Annotated in this window: 11 protein-coding genes; 2 read left to right on the forward strand and 9 right to left on the reverse strand. The window is 57.2% G+C overall.

The window, feature by feature from the left end:
• The first annotated feature begins 47 nt into the window (after positions 1–47).
• Positions 48–1,952, forward strand: a complete 1,905-nt coding sequence (locus IEI95_RS17360) for an O-linked N-acetylglucosamine transferase, SPINDLY family protein (protein ID WP_234894806.1) — start codon at positions 48–50, stop codon at positions 1,950–1,952.
• The gene (locus IEI95_RS17365; protein ID WP_194416826.1) at positions 1,949–3,826 is read left to right on the forward strand and encodes an O-linked N-acetylglucosamine transferase, SPINDLY family protein; all 1,878 of its coding nucleotides are present in this window, start codon (positions 1,949–1,951) and stop codon (positions 3,824–3,826) included. The genes IEI95_RS17360 and IEI95_RS17365 overlap by 4 nt, the downstream gene beginning before the upstream one ends.
• Here the strand turns inward: IEI95_RS17365 and IEI95_RS17370 are convergent.
• From IEI95_RS17370 to IEI95_RS17410, 9 genes are all read right to left on the reverse strand, one after another.
• Positions 3,811–5,436 (reverse strand): glycoside hydrolase family 43 protein, encoded by a 1,626-nt coding sequence (locus IEI95_RS17370; protein WP_194416827.1) that lies wholly within the window; start codon positions 5,434–5,436, stop codon positions 3,811–3,813. The genes IEI95_RS17365 and IEI95_RS17370 overlap by 16 nt on opposite strands.
• 57 nt (positions 5,437–5,493) lie before the next feature.
• The gene (mgrA, locus tag IEI95_RS17375) at positions 5,494–6,525 is read right to left on the reverse strand and encodes an L-glyceraldehyde 3-phosphate reductase (protein WP_194416828.1); all 1,032 of its coding nucleotides are present in this window, start codon (positions 6,523–6,525) and stop codon (positions 5,494–5,496) included.
• A 158-nt stretch (positions 6,526–6,683) separates the two neighbouring features.
• Positions 6,684–7,817, reverse strand: coding sequence for a Gfo/Idh/MocA family protein (locus IEI95_RS17380; RefSeq protein WP_156536367.1), 1,134 nt, complete (start codon positions 7,815–7,817; stop codon positions 6,684–6,686).
• A gap of 27 nt (positions 7,818–7,844) precedes the next feature.
• Positions 7,845–8,606: a sugar phosphate isomerase/epimerase family protein gene (locus IEI95_RS17385; RefSeq protein WP_194416829.1), complete on the reverse strand. Its 762-nt coding sequence runs from the start codon at positions 8,604–8,606 to the stop codon at positions 7,845–7,847.
• Between the two features lie 82 nt (positions 8,607–8,688).
• A complete protein-coding gene (locus IEI95_RS17390; protein WP_194416830.1) occupies positions 8,689–11,136 on the reverse strand; it encodes a beta-mannosidase in 2,448 nt (815 codons plus the stop codon).
• A gap of 52 nt (positions 11,137–11,188) precedes the next feature.
• A complete protein-coding gene (locus IEI95_RS17395; protein WP_272950904.1) occupies positions 11,189–12,286 on the reverse strand; it encodes an ABC transporter ATP-binding protein in 1,098 nt (365 codons plus the stop codon).
• Positions 12,286–13,230, reverse strand: a complete 945-nt coding sequence (locus IEI95_RS17400; protein WP_420360085.1) for a carbohydrate ABC transporter permease — start codon at positions 13,228–13,230, stop codon at positions 12,286–12,288. The genes IEI95_RS17395 and IEI95_RS17400 overlap by 1 nt, the downstream gene beginning before the upstream one ends.
• Entirely contained in the window at positions 13,223–14,125 is a 903-nt protein-coding gene (locus IEI95_RS17405) for a carbohydrate ABC transporter permease (protein WP_156536371.1), read from the reverse strand. The genes IEI95_RS17400 and IEI95_RS17405 overlap by 8 nt, the downstream gene beginning before the upstream one ends.
• A gap of 147 nt (positions 14,126–14,272) precedes the next feature.
• A complete protein-coding gene (locus tag IEI95_RS17410) occupies positions 14,273–15,508 on the reverse strand; it encodes an ABC transporter substrate-binding protein (RefSeq protein ID WP_156536372.1) in 1,236 nt (411 codons plus the stop codon).
• Positions 15,509–15,892: the final 384 nt, after the last annotated feature.

Raw genomic sequence — 15,892 nt, forward strand, 5'->3', positions numbered from 1 at the left:
CAAGCCAGACTTCCTAGGGTTTTCCGAGAAGACAAACGGAAACGTGAATGTCTGGGGTCTGGCGGGTTTGCTTTGAACCTGCCGGACTTTCGCATCGGTTTTCGGCCATGCAGGGAGACCAGAATACCGTGTTGAATGTTGCCCACCCTCTCCAAGAGGCGAAACGCCTTTATGACAGTGGCCAGTATCAGGCGGCATTGGAGGCAGTCTCCGGCTTGGTTGCCAGCCATCCTGGCCCCGATGCGCCTGGCCTGCTTGGGGACATCCTGCTGAAACTGGGTTCGGTGGAGGGCGCGGTTGAAGCTTTCGAGTTTGCCGCAAGCCGTATGCCGGAGCCGGACGCAACGGGGCGTCGCGCCCATGCCGCGTTTCTGGCGCTGGATACAGAGGCGACCTACCCGCCGGAGCGCATGAATGCGTTGCTCTCCACCTTGGTCGCCAGCGACCGACCGGAGCATTGGCAAAAGGCCGGTGAAATTCTCTCGGCAGACAGCCGCAATCCGCTGACGCTGACTGTGTTGCAGAAACTGCGTCGCCTGAGACCGCAAGACGATAACGTGCTGATGCTGCTGCTGCGGGTGGCGCGTGAACAATGCCATTATCCGGTTCTGTTGGAAGAAGAGCCGCTGCTGCGTGAAAAACTGGCACGTGGCGAGATTGCTTGCCTTACCCAGGAGCCACCCCATGCCAGCCTGATGTGGGAAGACGATGAACGGCTGAACCGTCTGGCCTCGATGATCAGCGGCTTCCCGCCCGTCACTCCGGCCATGCAGGCCTTGCGGCATAGCCAGCCACATAGCTGGGGCGAAAAGATCCGCATTGGCTATCTGAGCTGCGATTACTGGGACGATCACGCCACCATGCGGCTGCTGCGCTCGGTGCTGACAGCCCATGATGCGTCGCGCTTCGATGTCACGCTGTTTTGCTACACGCCCGACCAGTTTCTGGCCTATGACAATGGCGGGCGTCAGCAATGGGGCAGGATCGTTTCGATCACCGATATGAGCGATGATCAGGCTGCGGCCAGGGTCCGGGCGCACAACATTGATATTCTCGTTGACCTAAAGGGCCATACGCGCGGCAGTCGCTCTGCCCTGATGAACAGGCCGCTGGCGCCGGTGCATGTCCAATGGCTGGGCTTTCCCGGCACCTGTATCGAGATCGATTGCGATTATGCGATTGGCGACCGGTTCGTGCTGCCCGACAGTTCAAAGCCCTATTACCATGAGAAATTCTGCCGTCTGCCGGAATGCTACCAGCCGAACGACCCCATCTATCGTCCGCTGGCCGATGCCGCCAGCCGCATGGCGCTTGGCCTGCCGGCTGACCGCGTGGTGATTGGCGCGTTCAACAGCCAGCGCAAGAACTCGCTGCTCACCATGCGGCTTTGGGCCGAGGTGCTCAAGGCCAATCCCAAGGCACTGCTCTGGCTGATGGTGGACGGTAATGGTGCGCGTCAGGCAACCGCCGCCCATTTTAAGACGCTGGGCGTCAAGCAATCGCAATTGTTGTTTGCGCCGAAAATGGCCTATGCGGCGCATCTGGCCCGGGCGCAGGCGGCTGATTTCGCCATCGATACGTTCCCCTGCAATGGACACACGACGACATCCGACATGCTGTGGGCCGGGTTACCAGTGCTAACCATGCAAGGCCGTAATTTTGCGTCCCGCGTGTCGGAAAGCCTGTTGAACGCTATCGGCCTGCCGCAACTGGTGGCAAGCAACGAACAGGATTTTGTGGCATTGGCAACCGCGCTCATCAACGATCCGGAAAAGCTGCGCGCCCTGAAACAACATTTGGTCGATCAACGCTTCAAGACGCCGTTGTTTGATGCAAAGCGCTTTTGCCGCCACCTTGAAACCTCCTATAAAATGATGGCGGAGCGTGCCAAAGCGGGATTGCCACCAGACCATTTCGATGTTCCCCATACAAAAGAAAGCCACATGCCATGACGGTTCTGGTGGATGAGATGGGTTCGCAAGCCTCGGATTTCGACCTCCGTATTCTTGCGGCCAAAACTCTGGAATCGGCAGGCAAAATCATTGATGCCGCACAAGCCTTCGTTGATCTCGCAGAGAGTGCCGCATCGTTTGATCCCTCCGCCCATGCGGGGTTTCTCGGCCATGCGGCGCGTCTCTATCTAACGGCCATGCAGCAGGAAAAGGCCGTCGCTCTTGCCTTGAACAGCCTCGCAATTGGCCCCGCGACCTTGGACGCTGCCTATGTGGTGTTGAAAACCGGAACTGTTCCACTCTCCCACGCGGCAAAAGACGCCTTGATCGCCACGCTGGGGACAAGCACTGATATTGATGATCTGGTGCTTGCTGCCCTGTCTGTCGGCAATGACATCCATCATCCGCTTTGCCTGCCGATTTATACAAGACTGCGGCAATTGCGTCCGGACCTGCCGAAAGTGCGCATGGCGCTGGTGCAGATTGCCCGGATGCAATGCAATTACGACATCCTGACAGCAGAGGAGGCTCTGCTGCATCGCGATATTGCGGCTGGCAAAGTCGATTTTCTCGCCATGGAATCACCCCATGCCAATCTGATGTGGCAGGCGGATGAGCGCCTGAACAGACACGCCCGCTATTATACGACGATGACCCAGGTGATGACAGCGGCCTCACAGACGACACGGCGCAGTCTGCCGCATGTCTGGGGCAAAAAGCTGCGGATAGGCTATCTTTCCGGCGATTTCTGGGACAATCACGCCACGATGCGTTTGCTGCGCAGCGTGCTGACCAGCCATGATGCCAGCCGTTTCGAGATCTTCCTATTTTGCCATACGCCTCGCAACCTCGTCGATATCGACACGGGCAGCCGTCAGCTATGGGGCGCGATCACCTCGATTGCCGATCAGACCGACGATGAGGCAGAAGCGACAATCCGGGCGATGAAGATCGACATCATGGTCGATCTGAAAGGCCATACACGCGACAGCCGCTCCGGGCTGATGAACAGGCCTCTTGCACCGGTTCATGTCGCGTGGCTCGGCTTTCCCGGCAGTTGCTGCGATGTCGATTGCGATTACGTCATTGGCGATCATGTCGTACTACCTGATAGTGCCAAGCCTCATTATCATGAGAAATTCTGCCGACTGCCGGAGAGCTATCAGCCGAACGATCCGGTTCATCGCCCCTTGCCGCCCGCCTCGTCCCGCATGGCGCTCGGCCTTCCCGCGGACAGAGTGGTGATCGGTGCCTTCAATAGCCAGTCGAAAAACACGCCGGAAACCTTGCGGCTCTGGGCGCGCATCCTCAAGGCCAATCCAAAGGCCCTGCTCTGGATGATGGTCGATGGCCATAGCGCTCGCCAATCCACCGCCGCCTTCTTCAAATCGCTTGGTGTCAAGCAGTCGCAACTGCTGTTTGCCCCGAAAATGTTGTATGAAAACCATATCGCCCGCGCCCAGGCTGCTGATTTTGCCATCGATAGTTTTCCCTATAACGGCCACACGACCACCTCGGATATGCTGTGGGCGGGCCTGCCTGTTATAACGAAGCGGGGTACGAATTTCGCGTCTCGCGTCTCGGAAAGCCTGTTGAAAGCCATCGGTCTCGATAAGCTGGTGGCGCGGGACGAAGACGATTTTGTCGAGCTTGCCACGGCATTGATCAATGATCCCGCCAGGATTGCTCGATTGAAGGCGCATATCGCCGAACAACGGTTCATAGCGCCTTTGTTTGATGCGACGCGGTTTTGCCACCATCTGGAGGGTGCTTATGTCACCATGGCAGACCGCGCCAAGGCGGGCCTTGCACCGGATCATTTCGATGTCGTAACCCTGCCCCGTGATGGTGCCAGTTTTCAGCGCGCCTCGTAGAGGAAACCGGAGAAATCGGCCAGTCTCGCCTGCCCCGTCAGATCGAAGGCGAACAGGCCGGTAAAGGCGCCGGTGAAGGAGGCGTCGAAGCCGCGTCCGCCCTCATCGGAAATGACGCCTGCGTCGAGGATTGGGCCGACCGATTGCCATGCCCCCTCTGAACCATCAAGGCTTGCGACCGCTGGACGCCAGAGGAATTGCAGATCGTTATCCGTGACCTCCATCGCCAGATCAATGTCGCCATCCGGCAGAGCCAATCCGGCTTCGATAGGAAAGACCAGCTTGCCGCCCGGATAGTCACCGGGGCAGGACAGGATGGTCAGCGCCCGGCCCAGCGTCTCGTGCCAGGTCACAGTCAGGGCGTAAAACTTGTAGCGGTTATAGTAATGGGTCAGGCCCGCCGCCTGTTGATAGGTTTGCGGCGCAAACGTGATACGGGTCTGCGCCCGGAAGCTATGGTGTTGGTGACGACGGGCGACAAGCGCTTGCTCGAACCAACTGCCAATGCTTTGCCGACCATAAAGCCGCAGAAAGCTGGGCCGCGCCGAGAGGCTGAAAATCCGCTCCGGCTCTGGCGTCCGCAACCATTGAAAATCCATCGGCAGGCCGGATGGATCGAAACGGTACTCTGTAATCGCGGGCTTTTCCAAACGCTCTGCCGGTAAAGGCGGCTTCACGTAGACCGCAGGCACCTGACCGCCCTGCTCCAGATAGAGCCAATCATCCTTCCAGACGCATTTTTGCAAGGATGTTTCACGCCCCAGCGTGCAACGGCGATAGGGTGCCAGCGGACGTCCGCATAAATGGGTGTGATAGGCCTGTCCGTCGGGCGTTTCCACATATTGCCCGTGGCCAGCCTTTTGCAACTCTGCCTTGGAATCGTCTTTGGAGGTGATCAGATGCCGGTCAGGGTGGGTCTCATAAGGGCCTTCAATGTTACGCGACCGCGCCATGGTGACCGCATGGTCATAGCCTGTGCCACCTTCGGCAACCGTCAGGTAGTACCAGCCATTGCGTTTGAACAGATGCGGCCCCTCGACCAGTCCAAGCTCGGTTCCGGGATAGATATTGCGTACCGGTCCCGTCAGGGCTTTCGTCACCGGGTCCCATTCCTGCAACAGGATGCCGTCAAAGGCCGGATGCGGGCCGATGGTGTTAAAAGCCTCAACTCGATGGTTCCATTGCATGTTGACGAACCATTTGCGGCCATCGTCATCGTGAAACAGCGAGGGGTCAAAGCCTGACGCATTGACATAAACAGGATCAGACCATTCGCCCTCGATACTTGGCGAGGTCACGATGTAATTGGGGGCATCCTTGAAGCTGCCGTCAAGGCGCTTCACATCGGTATAAACCAGCCAGAACAGCCCATCGGCATAGGACAGGCAAGGCGCCCAGATGCCGCAGCTATCTGGATTGCCGCGCATGTCTAGCTGGCTTTGGCGCTCCAGCGGGCGGCGGATCAGCGTCCAGTTGACCAGATCGCGCGAATGATGGATCTGCACGCCCGGATACCATTCGAAAGTTGAGGTGGCGATATAGTAATCCTCCCCCACCCGGCAGATGGACGGGTCCGGGTTGAAGCCCGGCAGGATTGGGTTGATGATCATGCTTTCTCCTCCACGAGAAACCCTCCTCGCCTTGAAAGGCGAAGAGAATTGGATCAATCAATCGCGTTCGGCGGATTTCGCCCAGAGATTGATATCGGCTTCCTTGGCATAGACGTTGATCTCGGCCAGTTCCGCCTCGGTAAAATCAGGCGTGTCCAGCGCCTTGACGCAATCCTCAATCTGCGACACGCGGCTGGCGCCGATCAAGGCAGACGTGACGCGACCACCGCGCAGCACCCAGGAAATCGCCATCTGCGCCAGCGTTTGGCCGCGCTTTTCGGCAATCGCGTTCAGCTTGCGGATGTTGTCGATGATCTCAGGACGGATGAACTCGCGCTTCAGGAAGTGGTTCTGGGCTGCGCGGCTGTCCTGCGGAATGCCCTGGAGATATTTGGTGGTCAGCATGCCCTGCGCCAATGGCGAAAACACGATGGAGCCCATGCCGACATCCTCAAGCGTATCGAGCAGCTTGTCATCCTCCACCCAGCGATTGAGCATCGAATAGCTCGGCTGGTGGATCAGCAGCGGCGTGCCGAGGCCCTTCATGATCTCGACGGCTTCGCGGGTTCGCTGCGAATTATAGGAGGAAATGCCGACATAGAGCGCCCGGCCTGAACGGACGATATGATCCAGCGCGCCGCAGGTTTCTTCCAGCGGTGTGTCAGGGTCGAAACGGTGCGAATAGAAAATATCCACATAGTCCAGACCCATGCGCTTGAGGCTCTGGTCGCAGGATGAGATCAGATATTTGCGGCTGCCCCATTCGCCGTAAGGACCGGGCCACATAGTGTAGCCAGCCTTTGACGAGACGATCAGCTCGTCACGAAGCCCATGAAAATCCGTCTTGAGGATTTCGCCGAAGGCCAGTTCGGCAGCACCCGGCAGAGGCCCGTAATTGTTGGCAAGGTCAAAATGGGTAATGCCGAGATCAAAGGCGCGGCGGCACATGTCCCGCTTCAACTGATGCGGCGTGTCATCGCCAAAATTATGCCAGAGACCAAGCGAGATCGCCGGCAATTTCAGCCCGCTCTTGCCGCAACGATTATAGGTCATCCGCTCATAGCGGTTTTCAGCCGGTTGCCAGGTCATGATATGCTCCTTGAAATGGGCGACGGCATTACGCCGCCGCCTTTGTCTAGAGCATTTCCGCGTTTCGTTGAATCGCGGAGATGCTCTAGCTCTTTGTTTTTACGCATTTCCGAACGCCAAACCGCGATACACTTTGGCTGGAAATGCTCTCGTGCGCCTTACCGAAGCAAGGCCCTTGCCTCTTCTACGCCAAGAGCCGCCGGTTGGGTACAGGTGGTGGAGAGGGAGACAAATTCGCCTGTCTCTCCGGATTTCAGAATGGCTGTCATCACATCCACCCCATGCAAAACCCGGTCCAGCGAGCAACGCGCATCACGTCCCTCAATGATCGCCAAGGCCATGTCGGCAAGCCCGGCGGTGCGATAATTGGCGCGCGGTCCCTGCGCACTTTCCTGGTTGTTGATGCCGAACGGATGGTCCCATTCCTCCAGCGGCTTGACCTCCTTATTACGGCCCGTGGCTTCCACCACGCCACCGAAGAAATTCGGGTCCGGCACGAATAGCGAACCTTCCGTACCGTATAGCTCCATATTGGCATGGCGATGACACCAGACATCCCAACTCGCCGACAGCGTGATGGTCGCGCCATTGGCGAATTCCAACAGGGCGTGAATGTTGGTTGGTGTCTTGACCGGGATCACCTCGCCATTGCGCGGCTCGCTGGTAATGGTGCGGGTCTCACTGGCCATCGAGGTCAAGGCCCCAACCCGTTTGACCGGGCCGATCAGGTTGATCAGGTTGGCGATGTAATAAGGCCCGAGATCGAGGACCGGACCGCCACCCGGCAGGAAGAAAAAATCCGGGTTCGGGTGCCACATTTCCATGCCGGGGCCCATCACATGGCAGGTGCCGGATGTAACGCGGCCAATACCGCCTTCATCGATATGCTTGCGCGCCAGCTGATGCGCGCCGCCCAGAAAGGTATCAGGGGCGCAGCCGACCGACAGACCCTTGTCTTTGGCGATCCGCCGCAGGCTTTCCCCCTCTTCCAGGCTGAGCACCAGCGGCTTTTCCGAATAGACATGCTTGCCCGCTTCGAGGATCTGTTTGGAAACGGCATAATGCACCGCCGGAATGGTGAGGTTGACCACCACATCCACATCCGGATTGGCCAGCAGCTCGTCCACCGTCTGGGCCTTGACGCCGAATTCCTCGGCGCGCAGCTCCGCTGCATTCATGTTGATATCGGCGCAGGCCACCACCGTGATGCCTTTGAACAGCGGGGCAAGGGTGAAATAGGCCGAGGAAATATTGCCGCATCCGATGATGCCGACATTAAGTTCACGTGTCATCTGACATTATCCTGACAAGTAACTGATTTAAAATGAATTGAAGGAGGCAATAGACCGAGTGATCAATCTGTCGATATCGTTCGGATTGTCATGCTCGACCACGTAATATTGGACGTTATAGCGCTCCAGAGCGGCCACCAGACCCTTCCAATCGACCGTGCCGTGGCCAACATCAGCCCAGCCGTCTTCATCCTTGTTTTCGCCTGCGGGCGCGATATCCTTGACATGCACGGCGGTGATCCGCTTGCCGTAGCTCTCGATCCAGCTGAAGGGATCGGCATGGCCACGCACTACCCAGGCCAGATCGGCTTCCCAGGTCAGGCTCGGACCACCGGCAAAAATCTGCTCCTGCGGTGTTGAACCGTCGGGAAGTACCGCAAATTCGAAATCATGATTGTGCCAGCCGAACAGCAGCCCGGCATCGACGAAAGGCTTGCCTGCCTTTTCCAGCCTTTGACCAAAAGCAAACCAACCCGCTGCATCCGTTGGACGCAGATCCGCAACGAGATGAGGGCAATAGACCGCTTTGACGCCCAAGGTCTTGGCAATAGAGAGAGCCTTGGCCGGTTCGCTTTCCAACAGGTCCAGGCCGAAATGGCCGGTCGGCATGGTCAGGTCATTGGCGTCGAGATCGTCACGAAGCGCCTTCAGCGCCGCCTCATCGGCACTGGCATACATGGCGCCGTAGCCTTCGACATGGGTATAGCCTGCCGCCTTCAACTTCGGAAGGATGGCGGAAAATGGTTGGAAATTGCGGGCGCTGTAAAGCTGAAAGCCGAGATCGGTCATGGTCATTTCCTCCTGAATGAATGCGCCGCGCCTCCCATGACGCGGGCTGTCGATATGTGTCGGATGACTGGTTTGTGTGGGACTATTGGGTAGTCTGGCAGGAATAGAGATCGTAAAGGGTGAAATCAGGCACTTCGCCCGGCGGTAGCGGCGTGGCTGGCGTGAAGGTCACACGGCGGCTTTCACCGGCGGTCAGGTCGAAGGCATTGTCGCTGTAACTCCCATCAATGCGGCTTTCGATCATCACGAACAGCGCAAGACCAGACGCCGTGACCGTCAATTCGAAAGAGCCATCGGCCTGTGGCATGGCCTTTAGCTCAAGACCCGATGGTTCCAGTTCCAGGCTTTTGTAAGCGCCGCCTGACACAAAATGGCCCTCGCCTTCCATGCCATTGGATGCCTTGAAATCCCATATTATCAGTCCATTACCTGGGACATCTGATAGTTCAATGGAAGTCAAAATCTCCGCTCGATCTGGTGAACATGATCCACTTGCCGTCATCAGTGTCCGGCGCTCACCAGACAATGTCAGCGCAAACACGGTCAAATCGATATCGACACTGTCAGCCGTGTCATTGACCATGGAGAACTGCACCCGCTTGCCCGTTTCATCCGGGATGGCGGCAATGGCCACGGGCTGGAAGAAGCGCTTGACCATATAATGCATGGCCTTCCACCGCCCGCCATAATCCAGGCTCGCCCAGGAGGCGACAGGCCAGGTATCGTTGAGCTGCCAATACAGCGTACCCATGCAATGCGGTTTCAGCGAGCGCCAATAGTCCACTGCGGTCTTGATCGCCAAGCCCTGCTGGATCTGGCTGAGATAGACGAAATTGGCGAAATCCTTCGGGAAGCGGAAATAGCGGAACATCGTGCCTGCAATCCGCTCATTGCCGCCAGCATTCTTCTGGTGCAACTCGATGACCGGCGAGGCGATATTCATGTCCTTTGCCTCGGCAAAGCTCTCGATGACAGGCAGTGACGTATAGGACTGGAAACCGAATTCCGAGCAGAAGCGCGGCTTGACGCTGCGGTAATTGTCGAAGCTCTTGTTCTCGTGCCAGACGGACCAATAATGCATGTCACCTGAGCCATCGGCATGCCAGGCATCGCCATAGTCGAGATAGCCGGAGGCGGGGCTGGAGGGCCACCAGATGGCTTGCGGAAAGGTCTTTTTGACCCCCTGCTCGATCACCCGGTTCAGCCGGTCATAGGCAACCAGATAGCGGTCACGATTATCGCGGCTTTCGTCAAACCAGGTCAGCGCCCCCATCAATTCGTTGTCGCCACACCAGAGCGCAATGGACGGATGCGATTGCAGGCGGCGAACCTGATAATCGACCTCGGCTGCGACATTGTCGAGGAAGTCATCGGTGCAGGGATAGAGATTGCAGGCAAACATGAAGTCCTGCCAAACCAGCAGGCCCAAACGGTCACACAGATCATAGAACCAGTCGGCCTCGTAAAAACCGCCACCCCAGACACGGATCATGTTCATATGGGCCGCGACCGCCGAGTCCAGCAAGCCCTTGGTTTTTTCAAGCGACGAACGCGAAAACAGCGCATCGGCGGGAATCCAGTTGGCGCCCCGGCAGAAGATCTCCCGCCCATTGACCTTGAACGCGAAGCGGCTGCCCGCCTCATCCGCATCAGTAAGCAGTTCGATGACCCGCAGGCCGATCAGCTTTTCGACTGTATCGCCCGGCACGTCTACGCTTAAGGTGTAAAGCGCCTGTTCGCCGCTGCCCGCTGGCCACCACAGCTGCGGCTGTTCAATCTCAAACACATGGGTAATGACCGTTTCCCCGGCATTGACGCCGCAGTCCAGCCGCAGCCGCTCGTCCTCCAGCTGGAAATGCACCGGCACCACCGATGGGGTCTTGGCAAAGATCGTTGCCTTGACCGTCAGCTCCACCCGGCCATCGGCATGATGCAACTGGCTGGTTTCGACATGCTCGATTCGCGCCGGGTCCAGTTTGCGGATGGCAATAGTGCCATAGACGCCAAGCGGCGCGATGGCGATATTCCAATCCCAGCCGAAATGGCATTGCGGCTTGCGCAGCATGTTACCGTGCGGGATCGGCGAATTGCCGGGATGGTAAGGCACGTAGAAGGGCTGGCGCGCCTGCCGCTCAGCCCCTGCCTTGATGCTGGAATGGATGACGATGCGAATGGTATTTTCGCCCGGCTGCAAGGCGGCGCTGACGTCTGGACGGTAGCGCCGGAAGCAATTGTCGGCAGACAGTACCGGGATGTCATTGATGAACACCATGGCGACGGTATCGAGATTGTCGATATCCAGATACCAGTCCGCATCGGCCACATCGAGATGGAAGCTGCGCACCAGCACCCAATCGCTTTCGGCCACCCATTGCACCTGTTCCTCATTCCTGGCGAAATAAGGATCGGCAATCATGCCTGCCGCATGAAGCGCGCTATGCACGTCGCCGGGCAAGGTGATGGTGCAGGCGTGTTCACCGTTTACGGTGGAAAGCTGCCAGGGGCCGGCAAGATCGTGGATATCGGTCATGGTCACCTCGATAACTGCGGAGCGGATGATACCGCTCCTCTGGATAGGGGTGTCAGAGACGCATTTCCGTCTCGGCGTCGAAAATCGATGCGACGGACATGTCGAAGGCAAGTTTGACCTCGCTGCCGGGCCGGTAGCGCCTCGTCCCGGCAATGCGCACCGACAGCACCTGTCCCGCCAGCTTCAGCCAGAGGAGGTTATCGGCGCCCATTGGCTCTTCAATGTCAACGAGAGCTGGATGCGCCTCCTCGCCCGGACCGATATCGCCGTCCACGGCGATGTGTTCGGGACGAGCACCGAGCACGACCTTTCGTCCGGGCAGGAGCGTGCTATCGGCCTGATAGCCGGTCAGGCCGAAATCGACGCCGCCGGAATGAAACACCACAGCACCATTGTTTTCGCGCAATTCGCCCTTGAAGAAATTCATCGACGGCGAGCCGATAAAGCCAGCCACGAACAGGTTCTTTGGCCGGTTATAGATGGTCATCGGATCATCCAGCTGCTGGATGACACCGCTTTTCATGATGGCGATCCGGTCAGCCAGCGTCAGCGCCTCGATCTGGTCATGGGTAACGTAGATCATCGTGTTTTTCAGAGATTGATGCAGCCGCTTGATCTCAACGCGGAGTTCGGCGCGCAGCTTGGCATCGAGATTGGACAGCGGTTCGTCAAACAGGAAGACATCGACATCGCGCACCAGCGCCCGGCCAATGGCCACACGCTGGCGCTGGCCCCCAGAAAGCTCGGCTGGCTTGCGCTTCAGCAGCGGACCGATTTGCAGGATCTCGGCGGCGCGCGCCACCCGCTTGTCGATTTCGGTCTTCGGCATTTTCGCCACCTGCAAGCCAAAGGACAGGTTTTTCTCCACAGTCATCTGCGGATACAGCGCATAAGACTGAAACACCATGCCGATGCCGCGATCCTTGGGTTCTTCCCAGGTGACGTTCTTGTCCTTGATGAAGATCTGCCCTTCGGAGACATCGAGAAGCCCGGCTATGCAGTTGAGCAGCGTGGACTTGCCGCAGCCGGACGATCCCAGCAGCACCAGAAATTCGCCATCGGCAATATCGAGATTGAGATCCTTCAGCACCGTGACGGCGCCGAAATTGAGCGAGAGATCACGTATGGAAACACTTGTATTCATCGGCATTATCCCTTCACGGCGCCCGCGGCGATACCGCGCACGAACAGGCGTCCGGAGACAAAATAGATAAACAGCGGCACAGCGCCGGTTAAAATCGTTGCGGCCATGTTGACGTTGTATTCCTTCACGCCCTGAACCGAATTGACGATATTGTTGAGCTGCACCGTCATCGGGTAATATTCCGGGCGGGTGAATACGACGCCGAACAGGAAGTCGTTCCAGATACCGGTCACTTGCAGGATCATCGCCACCACGAAGATCGGCAGCGACATCGGCAGCATGATCCGCAGATAGATCTGCCAGAACCCTGCCCCATCGATCCGGGCTGCCTTGAACAATTCCTCCGGCAGCGAGGCGAAGTAATTGCGAAACAGCAGCGTCAGGATCGGCATGCCGAAAATCGTATGGACGATGATCAGGCCGGTCAGGCTGCCATAGAGACCGATTTCGCGCAGCACGATGACAATCGGATAGATCATCACCTGATAGGGAATGAAGGCGCCGATCACCAGAATCGAGAAGAACAGTTCCGCCCCCTTGAAGCGCCAATTGGCCAGCGCATAGCCGCTGACAGAGGCAATAGCGATCGACACCACGGTCGAAGGCACCATGATGCGCACGGAGTTCCAGAACCCCCGCGACAGGCCATCGCAATTCAGCCCGGTACAGGCTTGGCTCCAGGCTTTCACCCAGGGCTCGAAGGTAATTTCCATCGGCGGCGAGAAGATATTGCCCATCCGAATTTCGGGCATGCCCTTCAGCGAGGTGACGACCATTACGTAAAGCGGCAGCAGGTAATAGGCGGCGGCCACGAACAGGATGCCGTAGAGCATGATATTGCGGCGCGAGAGCATGGGCTTCGGCTTGGCACCCATAGGGCCTTCGCCGAGCCGTGATGTCAGAGGGCGCATGACGGAATCTTGCGTGTTGAGAGCGGAATGGTCAGCCACGTTTGCGCCCTCCAAATTCGAGATAGGCCCAGGGAATAATGATGATGGCAACGGTCACCAGCATCATCGTTGAAGCGGCAAAGCCCTGCCCCAAGTTCTGCGCCTGGAACATATAGTCATAGACATATTTGGCAGGCACTTCCGAAGCGATGCCGGGGCCGCCGCTGGTTTGCGCCACCACGAGGTCATAGACCTTGACGATACCGCTGGTGATAATCACCAATGTTGTGATGAAAACCGGTCGCATCATCGGAATGATGATCAGCAGATAGGTTTTCCAGGTCGGGATGCCATCAACCCGTGATGCCTTCCAGATATCTTCATCTATACCGCGCAAGCCAGCCAGCATCAGGCACATCACCAGCCCGGTGCCTTGCCACAGACCCGCGATCAGAATGCCATAGATCACCAGTTGCGGATTATAGAGCGGATCGAAGGTGAAGCTGGTAAAGCCCATGCTGCGCACCACCGACTGCACGCCGAATTCCGGGTTCAGCACCCATTGCCATACAAGACCGGTGACGATGAAGGACAGCGCAAAGGGATAGAGAAAAATCGTGCGAAACAGGTTTTCGAAACGGATTTTCTGATCCATCAGCGCTGCCAGCAGAAAGCCGATCACCAGGCTGAAAATCAGCGAGAAAAAGCCGTAGACGGCCAGATTCTGGATCGAGATCAGCCAGCGTGCCGAAGACCACAGTCGGTCATACTGATCGAGACCGACGAAATTCAGCCGGGGCAGAAGCTTGGAATTGGTAAAGGAATAGACCACCGTCCAGATGCTGCCGCCGAGAAAAATAACGACAGCAACCAGAATCATGGGAATAGAGGCAATCTTGGCGTTCAGATTGCGAAACAATCGAACCGGTCTTTTAGTTTGGCCCGTGGCCATCATTGAAATACCCTCCTCTGGTCACGCCCGTCCTCTCGACAGCTGGAAAACGCCAGTTGGCGGGGCCTTGGAACCGGAAGCCATGGCGAAGGGTGATCCGCCATGGCTTTGCGCCAGAAAATCCATAAAAAAGTGATGGAGCGGAAAGGCTTAGTCCGCGTCGCTTATGATATCGGCGAAGCGTTTCTGTGCCGCTTCAGGTGTCATCGATGGATTGGCAAAGAATTCGGAGAACAGATCCTCCTTCTGCTTTTGCGTATCGGCGGACATCAGCTGGTCGGTACTGGCCAGAACATTGCCCTTGGCAAGAATTTCCAGACCCTTTTTCATGCAGTCATTGGCTGTTCCCAGATCAACATCGCCGCGGATCGGCAGCGAGCCTTTCTTCAGGTTGAAAGCCACCTGGGTTTTCGGATCGACAATGGTCGATGCCAGGACTTCCTGCGCCTTGGACTTATCCTTGTCTTTCAGCAGCGGGAAATAGAAAGCGTCGCCGCCCGCTGTCAGATAGCCGTTAAGGCCAAGACCCGGCAGGCAGCTATAATCCTTGCCCGCCACCTGTCCGGCCAGCTGGAATTCACCCTGCGCCCAATCGCCCATGATCTGGCCGCCAGCCTTACCGGTAATCACCATATTGGTGGCCTGGTTCCAATCCTGGACATTGGTGCCCTTCGACATTTTACGGGCATCATCCGCCGCCTTGAAAATAGCTGCGAATTCAGGACTGCTGATCGTCGCTTCGTCCTTGTCCTGGTAGACCTTGAGATAAAGATCCTTGCCACCAAGCGAAATCAGCAGGGTATCGAACAACCCGCTGGTCTGCCACGGCTGACCACCGAGTGCCAGCGGTTGAATGCCAGCCTTCTGCAGGGCAGGTGCTGCGGCAACAAACTCATTCCAGTTTTTCGGGGTCTCGACACCGGCCTTCTTAAAGGCGGCATTGGATAGCCAGAGCCATTGCCAGGAATGAATATTGACCGGCGCGCAATAGATCTTGCCGTCAATGGTGCAGCTATCCAGCAGGCTTGCGGGCTTGATCACGTCCTTCCAGTGGCCCTTGGTGGCCACATCCGTCAAATCACGCATTAAACCGGCCTCCACCAGCTCCTGCGCCTGACGTCCATGGTTGAATTGGGTCGCCCCCATCGGATCACCACCGGTGATGCGGCTGATCATGATTGGCCGGGCGGTGCCGCCCGATCCGGCGATAGCGCCGTCGATCCATTTGTTGCCGGTCGCGTCAAAAGCCTTTGCCAGCTCCTTGACCGCAGCCGCCTCTCCCCCCGAAGTCCACCAATGGGTCACTTCCAGATCGGTCGCGCTGGCCATGCCAAGCGGCAAGGCCACAGTGGCTGCCAATGCAGCCGCAATGCACCGAATTATCATTGAGTCTCCTCCCTCACTGAAACGTTGCCGGAAAAACCTAAGTCAATCTTCTTGAGGACGCAACCGGGAATTAGAAATTTTTTATTCAACCTTTTTTGCACCTGAAATTGCGCCCACCATAAATCGGAAAAACATCCCGAAAATCAGGATTTATCGCAGTGCAGCCTGATATTTTAGGCTGTTTTTCCTCAATAAATAGATTTTCCTTCGCAAATGCGAAATAGGTTGAGCTGACTTAGCACCTGCAATGATTGTAATTCATCTGAAAAAATATCCCGAATTAGCGCTCGACATTTTTACTGTATCGTTTCAGAATTTAGAACGCATCGACATTTCGTCCGGTGACGGTTCCCGTCACAGACCTCCTTGCCGAAACTGAGTATT

Source organism: Agrobacterium vitis (genome assembly GCF_014926405.1).
GTDB lineage: Bacteria > Pseudomonadota > Alphaproteobacteria > Rhizobiales > Rhizobiaceae > Allorhizobium > Allorhizobium vitis_H.